This is a genomic window from Streptomyces sp. JJ36, from assembly GCF_021696945.1.
GTDB lineage: Bacteria > Actinomycetota > Actinomycetes > Streptomycetales > Streptomycetaceae > Streptomyces.
The window spans coordinates 56334-72927 of sequence record NZ_JACYHE010000009.1 but is presented as its reverse complement, the minus strand read 5'-3'; the positions used below and the strand labels follow the sequence as shown (position 1 = coordinate 72927).

Annotated in this window: 18 protein-coding genes and 1 tRNA gene; 4 read left to right on the top strand and 15 right to left on the bottom strand. The window is 69.5% G+C overall.

Features of this window, described 5'->3' with window-relative positions; all coding sequences use genetic code 11:
- Positions 1-12: 12 nt before the first annotated feature.
- From HOY81_RS05850 to HOY81_RS05820, 7 genes are all read right to left on the bottom strand, one after another.
- A complete protein-coding gene (locus HOY81_RS05850; protein WP_156207602.1) occupies positions 13-522 on the bottom strand; it encodes a topology modulation protein in 510 nt (169 codons plus the stop codon).
- A 96-nt stretch (positions 523-618) separates the two neighbouring features.
- Positions 619-1671: a hypothetical protein gene (locus HOY81_RS05845; protein WP_237318906.1), complete on the bottom strand. Its 1053-nt coding sequence runs from the start codon at positions 1669-1671 to the stop codon at positions 619-621.
- Positions 1668-3386 (bottom strand): carbamoyltransferase C-terminal domain-containing protein, encoded by a 1719-nt coding sequence (locus tag HOY81_RS05840; RefSeq protein WP_237318904.1) that lies wholly within the window; start codon positions 3384-3386, stop codon positions 1668-1670. The genes HOY81_RS05845 and HOY81_RS05840 overlap by 4 nt, the downstream gene beginning before the upstream one ends.
- An 8-nt stretch (positions 3387-3394) precedes the next feature.
- Positions 3395-4345: a thymidylate synthase gene (locus HOY81_RS05835; protein ID WP_096624679.1), complete on the bottom strand. Its 951-nt coding sequence runs from the start codon at positions 4343-4345 to the stop codon at positions 3395-3397.
- Entirely contained in the window at positions 4342-4875 is a 534-nt protein-coding gene (locus HOY81_RS05830) for a hypothetical protein (RefSeq protein ID WP_237318902.1), read from the bottom strand. The genes HOY81_RS05835 and HOY81_RS05830 overlap by 4 nt, the downstream gene beginning before the upstream one ends.
- A 1314-nt stretch (positions 4876-6189) precedes the next feature.
- Complete coding sequence (locus HOY81_RS05825) at positions 6190-6882, bottom strand: HAD family hydrolase (RefSeq protein ID WP_237318900.1); 693 nt, start codon at positions 6880-6882, stop codon at positions 6190-6192.
- A gap of 31 nt (positions 6883-6913) precedes the next feature.
- The gene (locus HOY81_RS05820) at positions 6914-7273 is read right to left on the bottom strand and encodes a DUF6082 family protein (protein ID WP_237318898.1); all 360 of its coding nucleotides are present in this window, start codon (positions 7271-7273) and stop codon (positions 6914-6916) included.
- On the opposite strand from HOY81_RS05820, the gene HOY81_RS27295 reads away from it, so the two are divergent.
- Positions 7272-7403, top strand: a complete 132-nt coding sequence (locus HOY81_RS27295) for a hypothetical protein (RefSeq protein ID WP_272892407.1) — start codon at positions 7272-7274, stop codon at positions 7401-7403. The two genes, HOY81_RS05820 and HOY81_RS27295, sit on opposite strands and share 2 nt — an antisense overlap.
- A gap of 89 nt (positions 7404-7492) precedes the next feature.
- Here the strand turns inward: HOY81_RS27295 and HOY81_RS05815 are convergent, their stop codons facing one another.
- From HOY81_RS05815 to HOY81_RS05805, 3 genes are all read right to left on the bottom strand, one after another.
- Complete coding sequence (locus HOY81_RS05815; protein WP_237318896.1) at positions 7493-7747, bottom strand: hypothetical protein; 255 nt, start codon at positions 7745-7747, stop codon at positions 7493-7495.
- Positions 7748-7877: 130 nt separating this feature from the next.
- On the bottom strand, positions 7878-8486 hold the full coding sequence (locus HOY81_RS05810; RefSeq protein WP_237318894.1) for a hypothetical protein: 609 nt from the start codon (positions 8484-8486) through the stop codon (positions 7878-7880).
- Positions 8428-8835, bottom strand: coding sequence for an ATP-binding protein (locus HOY81_RS05805; protein WP_237319022.1), 408 nt, complete (start codon positions 8833-8835; stop codon positions 8428-8430). The genes HOY81_RS05810 and HOY81_RS05805 overlap by 59 nt, the downstream gene beginning before the upstream one ends.
- Before the next feature lie 257 nt (positions 8836-9092).
- Here HOY81_RS05805 and HOY81_RS05800 point away from each other — a divergent pair, with 257 nt between their 5' ends.
- Positions 9093-10340, top strand: a complete 1248-nt coding sequence (locus HOY81_RS05800; RefSeq protein WP_237318892.1) for a helix-turn-helix domain-containing protein — start codon at positions 9093-9095, stop codon at positions 10338-10340.
- Positions 10341-10391: 51 nt separating this feature from the next.
- Here the strand turns inward: HOY81_RS05800 and cutA are convergent, their stop codons facing one another.
- On the bottom strand, positions 10392-10718 hold the full coding sequence (cutA, locus tag HOY81_RS05795; protein ID WP_237318890.1) for a divalent-cation tolerance protein CutA: 327 nt from the start codon (positions 10716-10718) through the stop codon (positions 10392-10394).
- Between the two features lie 154 nt (positions 10719-10872).
- Positions 10873-11160, bottom strand: a complete 288-nt coding sequence (locus tag HOY81_RS05790) for a hypothetical protein (protein WP_237318888.1) — start codon at positions 11158-11160, stop codon at positions 10873-10875.
- A gap of 112 nt (positions 11161-11272) precedes the next feature.
- Between HOY81_RS05790 and HOY81_RS05785 the strand changes: the two genes are divergently transcribed.
- Both HOY81_RS05785 and HOY81_RS05780 read left to right on the top strand, forming a co-directional pair.
- Positions 11273-11911 carry a helix-turn-helix domain-containing protein gene (locus HOY81_RS05785; RefSeq protein WP_237319020.1) on the top strand — a complete coding sequence of 213 codons (639 nt, stop codon included), beginning with the start codon at positions 11273-11275 and terminating at the stop codon, positions 11909-11911.
- Positions 11908-13524, top strand: coding sequence for a site-specific integrase (locus HOY81_RS05780; RefSeq protein ID WP_237318886.1), 1617 nt, complete (start codon positions 11908-11910; stop codon positions 13522-13524). The genes HOY81_RS05785 and HOY81_RS05780 overlap by 4 nt, the downstream gene beginning before the upstream one ends.
- 69 nt (positions 13525-13593) lie before the next feature.
- On the opposite strand, the gene HOY81_RS05775 is transcribed toward HOY81_RS05780, so the two are convergent.
- The 3 genes from HOY81_RS05775 to HOY81_RS05765 form a co-directional block, all read right to left on the bottom strand.
- Positions 13594-14433 carry a hypothetical protein gene (locus HOY81_RS05775; protein ID WP_237318884.1) on the bottom strand — a complete coding sequence of 280 codons (840 nt, stop codon included), beginning with the start codon at positions 14431-14433 and terminating at the stop codon, positions 13594-13596.
- Positions 14434-14756: 323 nt separating this feature from the next.
- Positions 14757-14830: transfer RNA gene (locus HOY81_RS05770), tRNA-Thr, on the bottom strand.
- A 133-nt stretch (positions 14831-14963) separates the two neighbouring features.
- Positions 14964-16577, bottom strand: a complete 1614-nt coding sequence (locus tag HOY81_RS05765) for an alpha/beta hydrolase (RefSeq protein ID WP_237318882.1) — start codon at positions 16575-16577, stop codon at positions 14964-14966.
- Positions 16578-16594 lie beyond the last annotated feature (17 nt).

The window sequence follows — 16594 nt, the reverse complement described above, 5'->3', positions numbered from 1 at the left end:
GGCGCGGGCCGGTCAGGACTGCTCGGCGGCGACCTTCCGCAGCCAGCGGCGCGTCTGACGCCGGTTGGCCAGCAGCACTACGTCGGTGCCGGAGCCGAACTCCTCGATCTTCGCCATCACGCGGGGCCGCATCTTGCGCCGGTACGTGGCGACGTACTTGATCACGCCCCAGTGGATGCGGTTGTGTACTCCGTTGCCCTTGTGCCCGGCCCCGTGCCGGATCTGCCGGGAGAAGATCCCGTACAGCGCCGCCACGGTCGACACGTCCATCAGGACCACCGTGTCGCAGGCTTCGAGCCGTACCTGCAGCGTCGAGTTGTAGTTGCCGTCGATCACCCACCGCGGCTGCGCGACCAGCTCGCGCTGGACGTCGGTGAACTTGTCCATCGGCAACGCGTTCCACTCGTCGTCGTAGAACGCGGCGTCCAGGTGTGTCACCGGGGCGTCGAGGATCCTGCCCAGTTCGCGGGCCACGTGGGATTTGCCGCTGCCTCCGCAGCCGACGATGGCGACCTTCTTCATGGTGCTCCAGCGTAGAGAGGTTCGGGTGTCCGGCGAGCCCATCCTCCGGGACGCGCCCGGAGGATCCGCGCGCCGTGGTCGATCGAGCGGTCTGCATCAGGCAACCCCCCGCTCGGTCGCGGTGGCCTGGAGGAGGCTGTGCAGGACGGACTCCAGGGTGTTGACCTGCTTACACAGGCCGAATAGACGCAGCCGGTCCACGCACGCGGCGATCAGGGCGGCGTGCTGCTCGGTGCCGGCGATCTCGCGCAGATAGGGGAGGCGTTCGAGCACGTCGCTGCCGGAGCGCACGACCAGCTCCTTCGGGACGAACCGGTCGGCGAAGCGGATGTCCGCCGGGGCCAGCGGCAGGCAGCCGGCGAGCACGGCCTCGAAGATGCGCTGGGTCATCTGCCCGACGGCGGCGTACCGCTCGGGCAACATGAGCACCATGGCCAGGGACCGGCCGTAGACGCCAGCAGCGTCCTCGAACGGGATCCGGCCCGCGAATCGGACGTGCGGCCAGCGGCTGGTCTTCGTCCACTTCCCGGCGACCAGGTGCTCAACGCGGGCAGCGGCCGGGGCGAAGAAACGGTCGAAGGACTCGTCGCGGTCGTACTGGTTGCCCACGTAGCCGAGCGCGAGATCCCGAGGTCGCGCCGCCAGGGTGAGGGGATCGGCCTGGGCGAGGAGGTCCTCGGCGACGGGGAAGAGCAGCGAGTGCGCTCCGGGGGTTGGCGCGAGCGCGGCCTCGCAGACGCGGGTGTGGGCCGTACGGCGCCACACGCTCTCGGCGCGCAGGGTGCGGTCCTTGTCCCAGATGACGGTGGGCGTACGAGACCGGGCCGTGTAGTGGTTGATGAGCTGGGCCTGCCGGTGTAGGTCGCAGGTGTGCCCCTCACTGCCGCACACGGTGGTGTTGCGGCCGGGGATGGCCCAGCGCCACTCGAGGAACAGGACGTCGATGCTGGGCAGGCCGTCGTCGAACGTGTACGCACCGCCGAGGTCGTCGTCGGCTTCGAGGCGGTCGCGGTCGGGCTGGAGGAAGACGATTTCGTGACCGCGGGCAAGGAGGGCGTCGATGAAGGGGCGGCGGTGGCTGCGGCCTCCGTCAGGGGTGTCGGTGACGCCGTTGCCGAGGAAGCCCCAGAAGCTGTACCCGATCTTCATTTGGTGATCCACCGCCCTTCGAGGAGCAGGGCGTCGAGGCCGGAGTTGGCCAGGCAGTCCAGGGCCATCTCGGGCGTCCCGCAGATCGGTTTCCCCTTGACGTTGAGGGAGGTGTTGATCAGCACGGGGATGCCGGTTCGGCGGCCGAAAGCGGTCAGCACCGCGTGCATGAACGGGTTCTGCGACCGGGTGACGGTCTGCAGGCGGGAGGTGCCGTTGGCGTGCACGATGGCCGGCACCCGCTCGCGCGTCAGGTCTGTCACCCCGGAGGCCATGGACATGTATGGGGCCGGCTGGCCGAGGGTGAAGAACTCGGCGGCTCGCTCGGCGGGGACCATGGGGGCGAAGGGCCGGAACGGCTCGCGGAACTTCACGGTGGCGTTGAGCCGCTCGACGACGCCGGGCTCCAGCGGGGAGGCGAGGATCGAGCGGTTGCCCAGGGCACGCGGCCCGGCTTCGACCCCTCCCTGGAAGAGTCCGGCGATCACGCCGTGGGCGAGCTGGTCGGCGAGGAACTCGGCGGTCTCGATGCCGAGGGTCTTCTGGTGGAGGCCGGGCCAGGGGGTCAGGTCGAGGGGCTGGTCCTCGTAGGAGGGGCCCAGGTAACAGTGGCGTGCGATGCCGGCGACCGGGCGAGGCGTGCGCGCGTCGACGTGGACGGCGAGCGCGGCCCCGATCGCGGTTCCGGCGTCGCCCGGTGCCGGCGGGACGAACACCTCGTCGAAGATGTCAGCCTCGATGATCTTCCCGATGCTCACGCAGTTCGTGGCGACGCCGCCGCCCACGCACAGGCGCCGGGAGCCGGTGAGCACACGGGCGCGGCGGGCAAGGTGAACCATCACCTGCTCGGTCCGCTCCTGAAGGGCAGCCGCCAGGGCTCGGTGGACGTCCGTGAGCGGCTCGCTCGGGTGCCGCTCGGGGCAGGTCTCGGCGACGAACCGCCGGGATGTTCTCGGGTATCCCGAGGTGAGGGTGCGCGTCGGGAAGTAGTCGGGGTGGATGCGAAAGCCCGTGGCCGTCGTGCGGACGGCCGTGGTGAACAGGTGCCGGAAGCGGGCTGGGTCGCCGAGGGCGGCCAGCGCCATGACGGTGCCTTCCTCGTCGCCCCGCCGCCAGCCCAGGTGCTCGGTGACGGCGCCGTACACGTAGCCGAGGGAGGCCGGGTCGTTGATCGCTTCCAGGGTGTGGACGCGGGGGTGCTGAACGCCGTGGCCGTGGGCGATCGTGGTGGTCTGCCGCTCGCCGAGGCTGTCGACGACGAGCACGGCCGCTTCCTCCCAGCCGGAGGCGGTGTAGGCCGTGAGCTGGTGGGCGCGGTGGTGCAGGACCGATGTGACGCGGGCCGAGGGGAACTGGCTGCCGAGGACGCGCAGCCGCCGCCGGGTGCGCAGGGCGACCTTGGCGAACCCGTGGGCGCGAGCCAGGCTGCGGTCGCGCGTGGCCGACGAGAGCGCCATACACAGGGCGACGGGCGACTCGGCGAGGTAGCGGGCGGGCTGGAAGTTGTAAGCGACGGCGTCCACGTCGCCGGCGCTCAGCTTGGCCTGGTCGAGGAGCCAGCCCACGGCGCGAGCCGGGTAGAGCTTGGTGTGCTTCTGCTCGGAGAGGCGTTCCTCCTCGACGAAGCCGACGAGTTCACCGTCGACGAGAAGGGCGGCCGAGGAGTCGTGGGTGTACGAGCACAGGCCGAGGACGACGGAGGGGGTGCGCTTCATGGCGGCGGTCACCTTGCCCCTGCCGTCGCGGCGCGATTGGTCGAGCGCCGCTCCAGCTCTCCGTACCAGGCGGTGAGGGCTTGGCCGAGGGGCCCGTCGATCGTGTCGGCCGCCCGCCACGCCTGCTCGCGCTTGCCGTCCTTCCACAACCGGTAGCTGCGCAGCGTCTCGGCCATCGCATCCCAGCCGGGGTGGCCGGTCACGTCACGGGCCTCGACCTGGTCGAGCAGGCCGTCGAAGCCGTTCCAGGGTGTTCGCAGGTCGGGCATGATCCCGCTCGCCGGGAGCGAGGTGAGCGTGTCGGCCTGTTCGATGTGCTCGTCGTAGATGTGCAGCGAGCCGATGTGCAGGTGAAACTCGCCGAGTTCGGCGTCGAGCCATCCGGCGACCAGCTCGTGCAGCACGGTGTAGAAGAACACGTCGTACGGCATGCCGATCCATACGTCCTGGCCGCGCATCATGGTCGCCATGTGCAGGCGGCCGGCGCGCAGGTGGAACCGGAACCCGAGGGTGCACGGCACGTCCTTGTGCCCTGCGGCGTCCTGGGCCGGGTCGTAGAGCTGGATCAGGGCTCGCCGGGAGTCGGGGTCGGCTTGGAGGATCTCGACGACGCGGGCGAGCTGGTCGACCTTGCCACCCCAGTTCCGCATCCTGGGGCCGTACGCCCCCAGGAGGACGCCTTCGTCGGCGAACTGCCGCAGCCGGTTGTTGTAGTCGAAGATCCACGGGGCGTCGGAGCCAGACAGGTGCCAGACCGTCTCGGCCACGGCGAAGGCCGGATTCACGATGCGGGCGGGCGGGGCGTAGAGCAGGCGGGCACGCGGCTGGGTGAGCAGCAGGTGCACATCGCGGACTTCGTGGGTGGCCATGCCCCGGGGGCTGATCTTCTCGCCGGACTTGGCCAGCGTGACGGCGCCGGAGAACAGCTCGGCGATGCTGTCGGCCGTGAGGGATGTCATCGGACGGATGCTCCTTCGTCCTTGGGCGACGCAGCGGCGCCCGGGTGGTGGTGGTGGGTGGAGTCGTCGGCCCTCGGGCCGGAGGTGGCGCGGTCGGTGATGAGCCGGGCGATCCGAGTGGCGCTGTCGCCGCGCCACCGGCAGACCGCGTCCAGGGCCGCCCGCGGGATCGGCGCAGGGCCCGCGCGCAAGCCGGAAAGTGCTTCGGCGACCTCATCGGCGGCCTCGCACCGGGTCGCCAGTCCGTGACTGGTCAGGCCCAGGGTGCGTTCGCCCGGCGGGCCGATTTCGAGGACCGGGATGCCGAGCAGCGCGGCTTCGATCCCGCACGTCGAGTACGCGCTCGCCAGGACGTCCGCGCCGGCGAGGCAGCCTCGGGCTCCGACTCGGGGATCGACCACCGCGATGGGCGGCCCGGCGTCCCGCTTCACCAGAGCGGTGAAGGCGTCGGCTCCCTGCGCCGGGTGTGGAGCGATGACGAGCCCCCAGTCGCCGTCCGCCTCGGCAAGCCCGTCCAGGAGGAGGTCCACGTGGGACTTGAGGTGATCGGGGTTGAAGGGCTGGCAGGCCCACACCGCGATCCGGGTCGGCGCGCGTCGGCCCCCCCGGAGCGAGCAGGTTCTCCAGGTACCGCCGTTGTGTCTGGCGGCTCAGGCTGGTGAGGACGTCGAAGCGGGGCTGCCCAAGTACGTGCACCTCGGCCTCGGGGTGGCGCGCCCACTCTCGGCCCAGGGCGAGGTCCCGCTCGCCCATGACGACGATGTCGCGGCTGTGCAGGGCCGGCCAGGCGACCGACCCTGCCGTCCACGCCCCGTGCTGGACGTGCACCGAGTTCGCCCCGTGCCGCTCGGCGGCGTGCGCGGCCAGCACACCCAGGGGGCTGGTGTCGTTGCTCAGCAGGACGGTGTGCGGCCGGGTGGTCGACAGCATGTCGTCGAGCCAGCTCTCCGCCCGCACGACCGTCCGCCACGACGGCTGGGTGCAGCCCCCGCTGGTCTCCAACAGCACGGACACGAGCCGTACGAGCCGCGCAAGTTGGACACCGTGGCCTTCCACTTGGACGACGTGCTCGTCGTCGGGACGGTGGAGGCCCTCGGCGGTGCCGGAGAGGGTGAAGAGGTCGCTCGGAGCCGAGCGCAGCTCGATACCCGTGACCGATCCCGCGCTGCACCGCTCGGCGGCATCAGTGGCGAGATCGAGCAGGAGACTCCTCTGCCCGTCGCGCGCCAGTTCGGCGAGAACCGGGGTCAGTGTGGCAGCGTGGCGGGAGGTCCACGACAGCGCCAGAAGGTCCTGCCGTCCGAGATCCGAGGGGAGCGGACTCGGCTCCGTGTTCGCCGTACTCGTCCGGGCGCGGTTGCGGAGCTGAGCGGAGCGGGTCGGGTTGTGCGGTGCCGCAGCACCGAGCACGTACGCGACGCCGGACCACGTCACGGTGTAGGCCAGGTACTCACGCGAGCTGCTCGAACGCAGTCCCACGAGTCCTTCGTACGGGGCCAGGGTCAGGGGCCCTGGGGTGGAGGCGAACGGTGCCCAGGAGTTCAGGGCCAGGAGCTTGCGCACGATCTCGGCGACGAAGCGTCGCACGGGGACGTGCTGGACGTGGAGCCAGCCAGCTCCGCCCGGGGTGGAGGCCAGTGTGGCGCTGTAGTGGTCGAGGGCGGCCATGACGTCTTCGACGCCGGCGCGCAGTACCTGCTTGTCGACGGTCGTCGCTTCCAGGTCCGTGGTGTGGACGTGGTCGGTTCGCGCGTGCGCCAGGGCGCCCGTTCCGACGAGAGCCCATGTCGGCTTTCCGGCGTTGGAGGAGCGGACCAGGCCGAGGCCGCCAGTCGTGCGGGGACTCACACCGTGCTCCCCTCGACGAGCTGCTTGGCGGGGAGGAGGCTCAGCAGTTCCTTGGGCGACGCGGCCGTCTCGGGGGTGGGAGCCGTCGGCCGCCCGTAGCCCCAGCCAGCGTGCACATAGGGGACGCCGGCGCGTGCGGCCGACTCCTGGTCGACCGCCATGTCACCCACGTAGACCGCGGCGGCGGGGTCGACTCCCAGGTCGACCAGCGCCAGCAGGAGCGGGTCCGGGGCCGGCTTCGTCCGTCCCGCTCCCGCGGGCGTGCGGATGGTCGCGAAGGGACACCCGAGGCGCGCAAGGAGCGGGGCCGCCCGGTCGACGTGCTTGGACGTCACGACGCCCAGCCGCCAGTCGGCGGCCACGAAGGCGTGGAGCGTCTCGACGATGCCGGCGAACTCCCGCGCGAGGTGCGCGGTGGCCACGGACTCCGCCTCGTACGTCCGGCGGACCGCTTCGGCGTCGGTCACGCCCAGTCGCTGCATGATGTCCCCGAACTCGCGGCCCAGGTGGCGCTCGTAGTCGCGGAAGGGGAGCACGACGCCATGGATCTCCTGAACCCTCTGCCACGCCTCCCGCATCACCGGACGCGTGTCCAGCAGGACGCCGTCGAGGTCGAGGAAAAGAGCGCGCGACCTGTGGTCGCTCGGCGCGACCGGAGCCGGTGGCGCTCCGTAAGCGGGAACGGTCATGATCATCCTCTCGCCAGGGTGTCGTCGTGCCTCAGAGGGCCGAGGCCGGGGCAAGTTCCAACTCGGGGTACTGGGCCGGACCGCCGGCCTCCTCGAACGCCGCGTTGAGCAACGCCACGTGCATGCGGTCCGACCGCCCCCGGGACTGCAGAGCACGCCCGTGGCGGGTCAGCGCCCATGCCTTGAGGGCCGTCGGGTCCTGCATGAAGTTCCGCGCGTTCTGCCGCAGGACAGCGGGGGTGAACACCCGGAGGTTGAGGCCGGTGCGCCAGAACTCGAGCCACCACTGGCACATCAGGAGCGGACCAGATTCGTCGTCATTGACGTGATCGGGATGGTTGCGCACCCAGACCGGGTCCAAGTCCGGCTGCGTGGTGGCGATTTCGAGCATGCGGCCGTTGTGCCTGGTGCACCGCCAACTCCAGGGACTGGCGGTGCTGCAGGTGACGCTGGGCGATGTGCACCGCGGATGCGAGGGCGATGGTGGTGGCCAGAGCGAGAACGGGACGGTTCATCTGTGACCTTTGCTCAAGGATGGACGGGACGGTGTAGGGCAATCGACGACGGCACCGGGGCAGCGGTGCTCGGCGTCGTGCTCGCTTGAGGAGAGTCAGGCCGCGTCCGGCGGGCCGTCAGCCGAAGGCGAGACCGATCCGTTCGGCCTGGCCGGCAGGCGCGAGAGGCGGTGAAAGCGCGAGAGGTTGAAGCCACGCCCATGAACCTCACCGGCGGGCACGGCGAAGAGGTCGATGCCCTCTTCGCTGGGCGCCGCCGGGGCGGCCTCCCGGATGGCGAGGAGCGCTTTGCCCTGCTCGCGGTGCGGCAGGAGGCGCGGCGCACGATCGGCGTGTCCCTCGAAAGTCATGGTCAGCCCTCGGTCAGGTGTATTTGAAGGTGAAGGCGAGCGCGACGCTCACGGTGGCGATCAGGGCGATCTGGGCGCTGACCTGCCGCCAGCCCCAGCCCTTCCTGTCCATCCAACGCAGTGGACGCCTTCAAGTCGGCGCGATGGGCTCCTCGGAGACCACGAGGTGGAGAAAAGCTCGGCAGTGCTCGCCCAGATGTTTGATCACGGCGTGGTACTCGTCGTCATCGGAGCTGATGTTGTGCCGGTCGAGGACGATCACGCCGTCGGCCAAGCCCTCTCGGAGCTGCCGCTCGGCTTCCCGCCAACCAGGTCGATCCCAAGGTGGTGTGTAGACGCCCTGGCTCGCACTGGATGCCGGGAAGTACGTCGTGGTCACCGGGACAGCCACATCGTGGAGCCGGGCAGCGACCGCGTAACCGAGCTGGTCGGCCTCAGCCTGCAGCGTCCCCCAGTCCTCGTCAGGTCGGGCCCTCGGACTCGGTACCAAGCTGTACGCCAGCACGCGCAGCGGTTGATCGTCCTGCGTGTCGACGGCCCGTCGGTAGAAGTGCTCACGGACGCCTCGGAGTTGGCCAGCTCGGGACTGGCGCTTCATCCGGGGAGAGATGCGAGGCCATCTCGGGTGGTCATTGCCGGCAATCGGCGACCCACCGCCCGTGTGCTTCTCTCGCCCCCGATCAAAGGCAACGAGGCTCAACACGTCGGCTCCGTGCTTGACTGCGTTGTGCGGCGACATGAGGTGCCTCCGTGAGAGTGGGGATGACCGCGTACGTAGTTCGGCCGCCGTCCGCGACGCCCCATCGAAGTGACAGGCAGGCGACGAGGTGCAGCCCTCGACCACCGAGGCCGGCGGCACTTGCACGTCGTCGCCTCGCCGGTGCGGTGCTGTCGTCGGTGACTCGAATTCGAAGCTCGTGGTCGTCGTGTCGCAGTCGCAGTCGGACATCCCCGGAACCGTGGATGATCGCGTTGGACACCAACTCCGAGACGACGAGCCGGGCGTCCTCTGCCGGCGCCTCCGGCAACGACCACTGCTTCAGCACGGTGGCCGTGGTTCGTCGTGCTTGAGCGACGTGCACATCCATCGGCTCCACGGCCATCTCGAAGACGTGAGAGGCCAGCGGACACCGAGCGGTCGCGGCGCCAACGACGTGGGCGCCACCGTCGTCGCTCCCAGGTGGGGGTGGCGTTGCTGTCCGGTGCGTGGTCATGCGCACATCGCACCGTGGCTGCGCGATCCGGAACAGGGGAAACCGGAGGGGGAAAATCTTTGTCAAGGGGGGAAGACCAGGGGGGAGTTGAGGGGAGTATTGGCTTTCTCCCACGGAGAGGGGTCAGACTCATGGCAGTGGATCCATTTGCCGAGCTGCTCCGTCACCTGCGGCGTAACGCGAATCGGACGCAGGACGAGCAGGCCGGTGCGATCAACGCCGCTTCCGGCCGGGCAACGATGACCCGCCGAGAGGTCAATCGGTACGAGAACGGTGCCAACGTTCCGACGGACCACACCCTGGGGAACATCGCTTTGGCTTGCGGCGTCCCGCTGGAGCCGCTGCTGCGCGAGGCGAAAGCCGCCCGCGCCAGGCGGCGAGAGAAGAACAAGGCCGAGGCGGAGGACCTGGACGACGTGAAACGCCGAACGCTGCTGGGAGGCGCAGCCATCGGTGCGACTGCGGCTGCCGAGCCGTGGGGCCGGCTGGCCTATGCACTCAGCAAGGGTTCCAAGATCGACCCTGAGTCAGCGGGCGTGCTTATTGATCATGCGGCCCGGTTGCACGTGGACGAGCTGAACGAGAGCGCGCTCAGCCTGCAGTCTCGGGTCGAGGCACACTTGGACGCGATCACCGCAGCCCTTCCCCGCGCCGGAACCCACGAGCGAGCGCTGACCATCGCGGCGGGAGAGACCGCAGCTCTTGCCGGATGGGTTGCCTGGGACCTCGGCGAGCACGACAAGGCCACCTCCTATTACGGAGTGACCTCGGAGTGCGCGAAGAAGGCTGGACACCCCCCTCTGCGCGCCCTGGCTCTGGGCTATGCGAGCTACGGTGCCCCCAGCCCTGCGAAGGCGCTGGAGATGCTCTCGCAGGCAGCTCAGGACGTACGCGGACGTGGCAATGCAACCGCCGCAGCATGGGCCCTGGGCCGGTACGCGGAGGAGGCCGCTCAGTCAGGCGATGATGCTGCCGCCCTTCGCGCGCTGGACCAGGCCAGATTCGCCTATGACTTCGCCGACCATACGAGCGAGCAGGCGTGGGTCCGCTTCGTGACGCCGTACAGGATGGACTCCTTAACCCTCTCGGTCTACGGCGAACTCAAGCGTCAGGAGCTGACGGCCACGGCCGACTCCGCAGTCGAGCGCCTCGGCGGTGAACTACCCGAGTCCGGTGTGGTCGTCCTGGGGGACCTGGCATCCGCCCTTCTGCGCGGCGGCGACGTAGACCGCGGAGCCTACGTCGCGCACCAGTTCGCAGCAGCGGCGGAGTCGAAGCCCAACACCATGGGCCGCCAGCGGGCGCAGGCCATCGCTGCCGGGCTCCCCGACACTGAGCATGACCTGGCCAGCCACCTGCTGACGTTCGCGACGCTTTGAAGCGTCCAAGCGCACAGGCTCGGTGAGAGCGAGGCGCTGCAGTGGTGACCTCTACTGCGGGCGCGTCTCGTCGACGACCCAGGACAAGTACGCCTCCGACCCTCCGGTCACAGGCAGCGTGATCCACTGGGGGACGTCGTACGGGTGCTTCTCGTGCAGCCATGCCTCCAACGCAGGGAGGCGATCCGACGACGTCATGTAGGAGATCCGCCACTCCTGCGCCGCTTCGACCTTTCCCTGCCACCAGTAGAACGCGGTGATGGGCGCATCGATGTGAACGCCCGCCGCCAGTTTGCTCTCAACAGCGCCTCTGGCGAGGGTCTTTGCCTGCTCCTCGTCGTCACTCGTCGTCTGCGCGATCACGATCTCGGGGTCCATGCGGCTACCTCTCCAGCTCGGTTACCGCGACCCTACCCAGAGGGTTGACGCAGCCGACAAGCGCTGGTCGCCAGGATCCGGGCCGAACGCACCCTCCGGACTTTTGGGCCCATTGGACCAGGCAGCTCGCCCCCGAGGGGTTCGCAGAGCACCCCTAGGCGGCGAGGTCGTGCCGCTCGCTGCCCTCAGACTCCCGACCGCCGCCAGACTGCTGGCGTTCAAGGCCCAGCAACTTCAGCAGATCGGCCGTGACCACCCGGTAGGCGTTCCCGAGGCGCAGCACCTTGACCGGGTACTCCCCCTGCTTGGCGAGTCCGTACCCGGTTGACCGTCCGATCATCAGCGCCTTATTCGAGGTGTCGAGATCGATCACCGCCGGAAGAGCGAGCAGCTCGTCGCTCGTCAATCCCCGCGCCACCCCCGACCTCTTTGGTGCCGCCATGATGCTCTCCTAACGCCTACACGTGCCGTAGTGACGCGAAAGATGTATCACGGAGTTGCGGCAGCACCATTCTACTTCTTAGGGTGTCACCATGACGCCTGATCAATAGTCGATAGCGTTCACCGGTCGGATCGCTCAGCGCCTACGAGACTCGCGCCGGGCCGCCGGCCTCACGATGGCCGAGGTCGCGCAGGGCTGCGCGGCCCGCGGCATGCAGGAACTCACCGAGCACTCCATCAAGAATCTGGAGTCCGGTCGCAAGACCAGCGTCAGCGTGGCGGACGTCGTCATGCTTGCCGACGTCCTGGGCGTCCCGCCGGTCACCCTGCTGTTTCCGCTCGGTTCTTCGGCGGCGGTCGAGGTTCTGCCGGGCCGCGAGCTGTCCACCTGGGACGCGGTCGCATGGTTCACCGGAGAGACACCTCTGGATGATGCTGCACCCGAGGGCTCGCCCCGGGACGTTCTCGACACCTTCCGACACCACGGCGACCTCGTCGCCGCGTCGATGTCCTCGTACGACCTGGCGCAGGAGCGGCGACGGGTGGCCAGCACCACTCTGGACCGCAGTCGCCGAACCACGCTTCTTCAGCGGGCCGAAGGGTATGAGGCGCACGCCTTCGAGGACGCCCAAGAGCTGCGCACGTACCGAGAGCGGATGCGACAGCGCGGCCTTACCCCTCCGGCCCTGCCTGACCGACTCGCCTTCGTCGACGAGACCGACATACACCCCGAGGCCGAGGAGCGTGAATGAACAACGGCACCATCACGCGACGGTGCCGGTGCACTGACCCCGAGACCGGCAAGGACCTCGGGGCGTCGTGCCCGAAGCTCCAGTCGCGACGGCACGGGACCTTCGGGGTGTTCCAGGAGCTGGACCCCGCCCAGGATGGCCGCCGACGGCGGTTTCGTCGTGGTGGCTTCGAGACCTCCACCAAGGCCCAGGAGGAGCTGGGCAAGGTCCGGGCCCTCATGGCGATTCCCGAAGAGGACGATGCCTGGGGCAGGACACAGATCAGCGATCTGCTGGAGGACTGCGTCAAGGAGAAGACCCCTCTGCCGGACTACGACGAGACCCGTCGTCGGTTCCAGACGGGTCAGTCGCTTAACTCGAAGACCACCGTCGGGGAGTGGCTCGACACCTGGCTGGCGGGGCGGAAGCGTCTGCGCCGTGGCGGCGCGTCGCGCTACGAGTGCGATATCCGCGTCCATCTCAAGCCGCACCTCGGGCACCTTCGCCTCGACAAGCTCCGGGTCCACCACATCGACAAGATGTTCGACGCCATCAACGAGCGGAACATCGAGATCCAAGAACAGAACGCCCAACGCCGCGCGGTCGCCGACGAGCTGAAGGCCACTCCGAACAAGGGGGCCGAGAATCGAGCACGCCGGAAGTGGTTCCGCGCCCAGCTCGACGCGATGCCCCCGTTCCGTCGCGTCACCGGCCTGAACACCCAGCCCCACATTCGCGACACGCTCCGGGCCGCCCTGAACGTCGCCATCGCCCAGCAGGTCATGCCTGCCTTCAACCCGGCCGCTCACGTCCAGCTGCTCCCGGGAACGAAGCCGAAGGCCCTGGTCTGGACCGAGGAGCGCATCGCCCGCTGGCAGGAGACCGGCAAGAAGCCGTCGCCGGTCATGGTCTGGACCCCGGAGCAGACCGCCGTCTTCCTCGACTTCGTCGCGGGAGACCGGCTGTACTTGCTCTGGCGGCTCATCGCCTTTCGAGGCACCCGCCGAGGAGAAGCCTGCGGTGTCCGCTGGGAGGACTACTCCGCCAAGCACTGCTCGCTGGCCATCGCCACGCAGCTCGTGCAAGACGGCTGGGAGGTCCACGAGGGTGCGCCTAAGACGGACAGCGGCCTCCGGCTGATTGCCCTGGACGGCGAGACCAACGAGGGCTTCCTGACGCACAAGGGTCGCCAGCAGAGGGAGCGCGAGGCGTGGGGTGAGGGCTGGCAGGACACCGGTCGCATCTTCACCCAGGAGGACGGCTCCCTCCTCCACCCGGGCAAGGTCAGCGATCTGTTCGAGCGTCTCACGGAGGCGGCCCGTCTTCCACCGATCCGCCTTCATGACCTCCGGCACGTCGCCGCGACGCTGATGCTCGCGGCGGGCGTCGACATCAAGGTCGTCTCGGAGACCCTCGGCCATTCGGACACGCGGATCACCCGGGACATCTACCAGTCCGTCCTCGACGACCTGGCGCTCGACGCCGCCGAGAAGGTCGTGCAGCTCGTACCCCATGCGCGCAAGGCGCTGGCGGCTGTTCCCGACGTCGTGCCGCAGGCAGACCCGGCTACTCAGCTACCGAGGATGGCGCCGCCACGTAAGGACGACGCATCGCAGGAGAATCGTTCCGCCTAACGGCGGACGGAGAAGGAGCCCCGGTCAGAGGGAAGCTGACCGGGGCTCCAGTCTGTGTGCGAAGCCGTTTCACGGGCCCGCTGGGCTGCTCAGATGGTCGTCCACGACCGTCAACAGCGCTGCGGCGATGGCGATCAGGGCTTTCGCCTCGTCCCGGCTGTAGATGAACGCCGACGTCACCGCGTCCTTGTGAACCGCTGCGCTCGTCTGGTCCTCGACCGCGAGACGGATCCAGGCCCAGCGTTCGTCTTGCGTGCGCTGCGACCTGTCCTTGCCGCCGGGCCACTTCCAGCCGCTGTGGTCCTTGATCCATTCAAGCGCGCGACGGGCCTCCAAGATCGCGCCGTCGATGTCGTCGTCCAGAAGTCGGCGCTGGGCTGCCCGTAGGAACCGGGCGGGCGTCGCGCGGGGGTCGTCCTCCAGCGGGAACGGGACCTGCATCTCGAACGCGACCGCGGGTCCGAGGGCGGTGACCTGTTCGATCCAGCGGCTCTTTGCCACGCTGAAGTGCAGGACCTCCGTCGTGCTGCCGGGGAAGCCGGGAGCTTGTGGAAGCGTGCCGGTGACCTCCAGTTCCATTCGCAGGTCACCGTCGCGGGCCTCGTTGATGGCGTGGAGCTGGGCCGAGGTGAGGAGGAACTTGAAGACCGGACGCTCCAACCCGGTCTCAGGCGTGAACGCGAGCAATTCCGTGCCCCGTCCGACGAGCGTCCGCTGGTAGGGGTTCGCGATCCCGTACAGGTCGGTCTGTAGCGCCAGGACCCTGCCGGCCTTCGTCGCGCCTGGCGCCTTCACATCCAGCACCACCTGGAGACAGATCGTGCCCATGCCCCGCAGGAGCTGGACGCTCTCCTCCCGGACGCCGAGGACGAATTCGCCGGCCTCCGCGTCGAAGCGCATCACGTTCACGACCGACCCCTCCACCGTGATCTTCCGACCGACCGATTCTCTACCAGGCGGCGCCGTGACACCGCCTGTTTATAGGAACCCCCCAAGAGCGCTCGCAACGGCGCACGGCCTGTGGACCGCGGACGGACTCCTCGAATCGCGGTTCCATCCCTCGGCGACCACCCCCCGCCTGTCCACCGGTTTGCACGCCCGCTGCACGCCTGTCCACCGGTTGTCCACCGGGGGCGATCACGAGGCGCCAGGCGGGCAGCACTACCCACACAAATGGATCATGAAAAGCACAAAGGCCCAGGTCAGAGGCTATCTGTCCTGGGCCTTTTCGGAGCCGCCTAAGGGAATCGAACCCTTGACCTACGCATTACGAGTGCGTCGCTCTGGCCGACTGAGCTAAGGCGGCAGCGCTGCCGTACGCCATGGTGGCGGCAGCAGCGGCGATAAGTCTACAGGGTTTCCCGGGGTGCCCCGTCCAGGGGCCGGGCACCTGCGGGCCGGGTCGGCCGGGGCCGCCCCGGAGCCCGTACGGCGGGCGGTCAGGAGCAGCGCTTGCCCTCCTCGGGCACGTCCCCGTCCACGAAGTAGCCGGTGATCGTGTCGTCGATGCACTCGCTGCCCTGCATGAAGGCGGTGTGCCCGTCGGACTCGTACGTGAGCAGCCGGGCGGTGGCCATCTGGCCGGCCAGCGCCTGCGCCCAGGGGTAGGGGGTGGCCGGGTCGCGGGTGGTGCCGACCACGACCACCGGGGCGGCGTCCTCGGCGACGATCCGGTGCGGCTCGCCGGTGGCCTGCTCCTGCCAGTAGGTGCAGTTCAGCGCGGCCCAGGCGAAGCCGCGGCCGAAGACCGGGGAGACCTTCTCGAAGGAGGGCACGGCCTTGCGGACGTCCTGCGGGCCGGAGAAGGCCGACGGCAGGTCCAGGCAGTTCACGGCGGGGTTGGCGAACATGATGTTGCCGTAGCTGCCGTCGGCGCCCCGCTCGAAGTAGGCGTCCGCGAGGGCGAGCAGCCCGGCGCCGTCGCCGTCCTTCATGGCGTCGGTGAGCGCCTGGCGCAGCCGCGGCCAGTAGACCTCGGTGTACATGGCCTGGATCACCCCGGTGGTGGCCAGCGACTCGGTGAGGGTGCGGCGCTCGCCCGTCTTCAGGGGCTCGGCGTCCACCTCCCGGAAGAAGGCGCTGAGCTTCTTCCCGGCGTCCTCGGGGCTCTCCGTGCCGAGCGGGCAGTCCTTCCGCTCCACGCAGTCCTCGGCGAACGCGGTGAAGGCGGTGGCGAAGCCGCCGGTCTGCTGCCGGTTGAGCTCCAGGGCGGTCAGCGACGGGTCCATGGCGCCGTCCAGCACCAGCCGGCCGGTGCGCTGCGGGTAGAGCCCGGCGTAGGTGGCGCCGAGGTAGGTGCCGTACGAGGCGCCGTAGTAGTGCAGCTTGTCGTCGCCGAGCGCCGCGCGCAGCACGTCCATGTCGCGGGCCGCCTCGACCGTGGAGACGTGCTCCAGCAGACCGCTGGAGCGCTGGGCGCAGCCCTTGGCGAAGGACTTGTACGCGGCGACCAGCTTGTCGACCTCCCGCGGGTCGTCCGGGGTCTGGTCGGTGCGGGTGTAGGAGTCCATCTCCCGGTCCGAGAGGCACTCGACCGGCTCGCTGCGGGCCACGCCGCGCGGGTCCATGCCGACGATGTCGTAGCGCTCCCGCAGCTCGGCCGGGTAGCCGATGGCGGCGGCCTGCTGGAGATACTCGATGGCCGAGCCGCCGGGACCGCCCGGATTGACCATCAGGGAGCCGATCGGCTCGCCGTCGCCCTCCGCCTTCTTGCGGGAGACGGCGAGCTTGAGCTCGGTCTCCGGGCTCGGCTCGTCGTAGTCGAGCGGCACCCGCAGCGTGGTGCACTCGAAGCCGATCACCCCGCACTCCCGCCAGGTCAGCTTCTGCTCGTAGTACGGCTTCAGCTCCGCCGGGATCGCGGCGGGCAGCGGCTTCAGCCGCTCGGCGTCGCCGCCGGGCGGCCGGGTGCTGCTGGGCGAGGCCGACGGATCGCCCTGGCCGTCCTCCCCGGAGCCGTCCCCGGAGGAGCAGCCCGCCAGCAGCAGGACGCCGGCCAGCAGTGCGGCCGGGACGGTGCGGAGCGGGCGCCTGAGCGGCGAGGAGCCGTGCATGGAGCATTTCCTTCGGT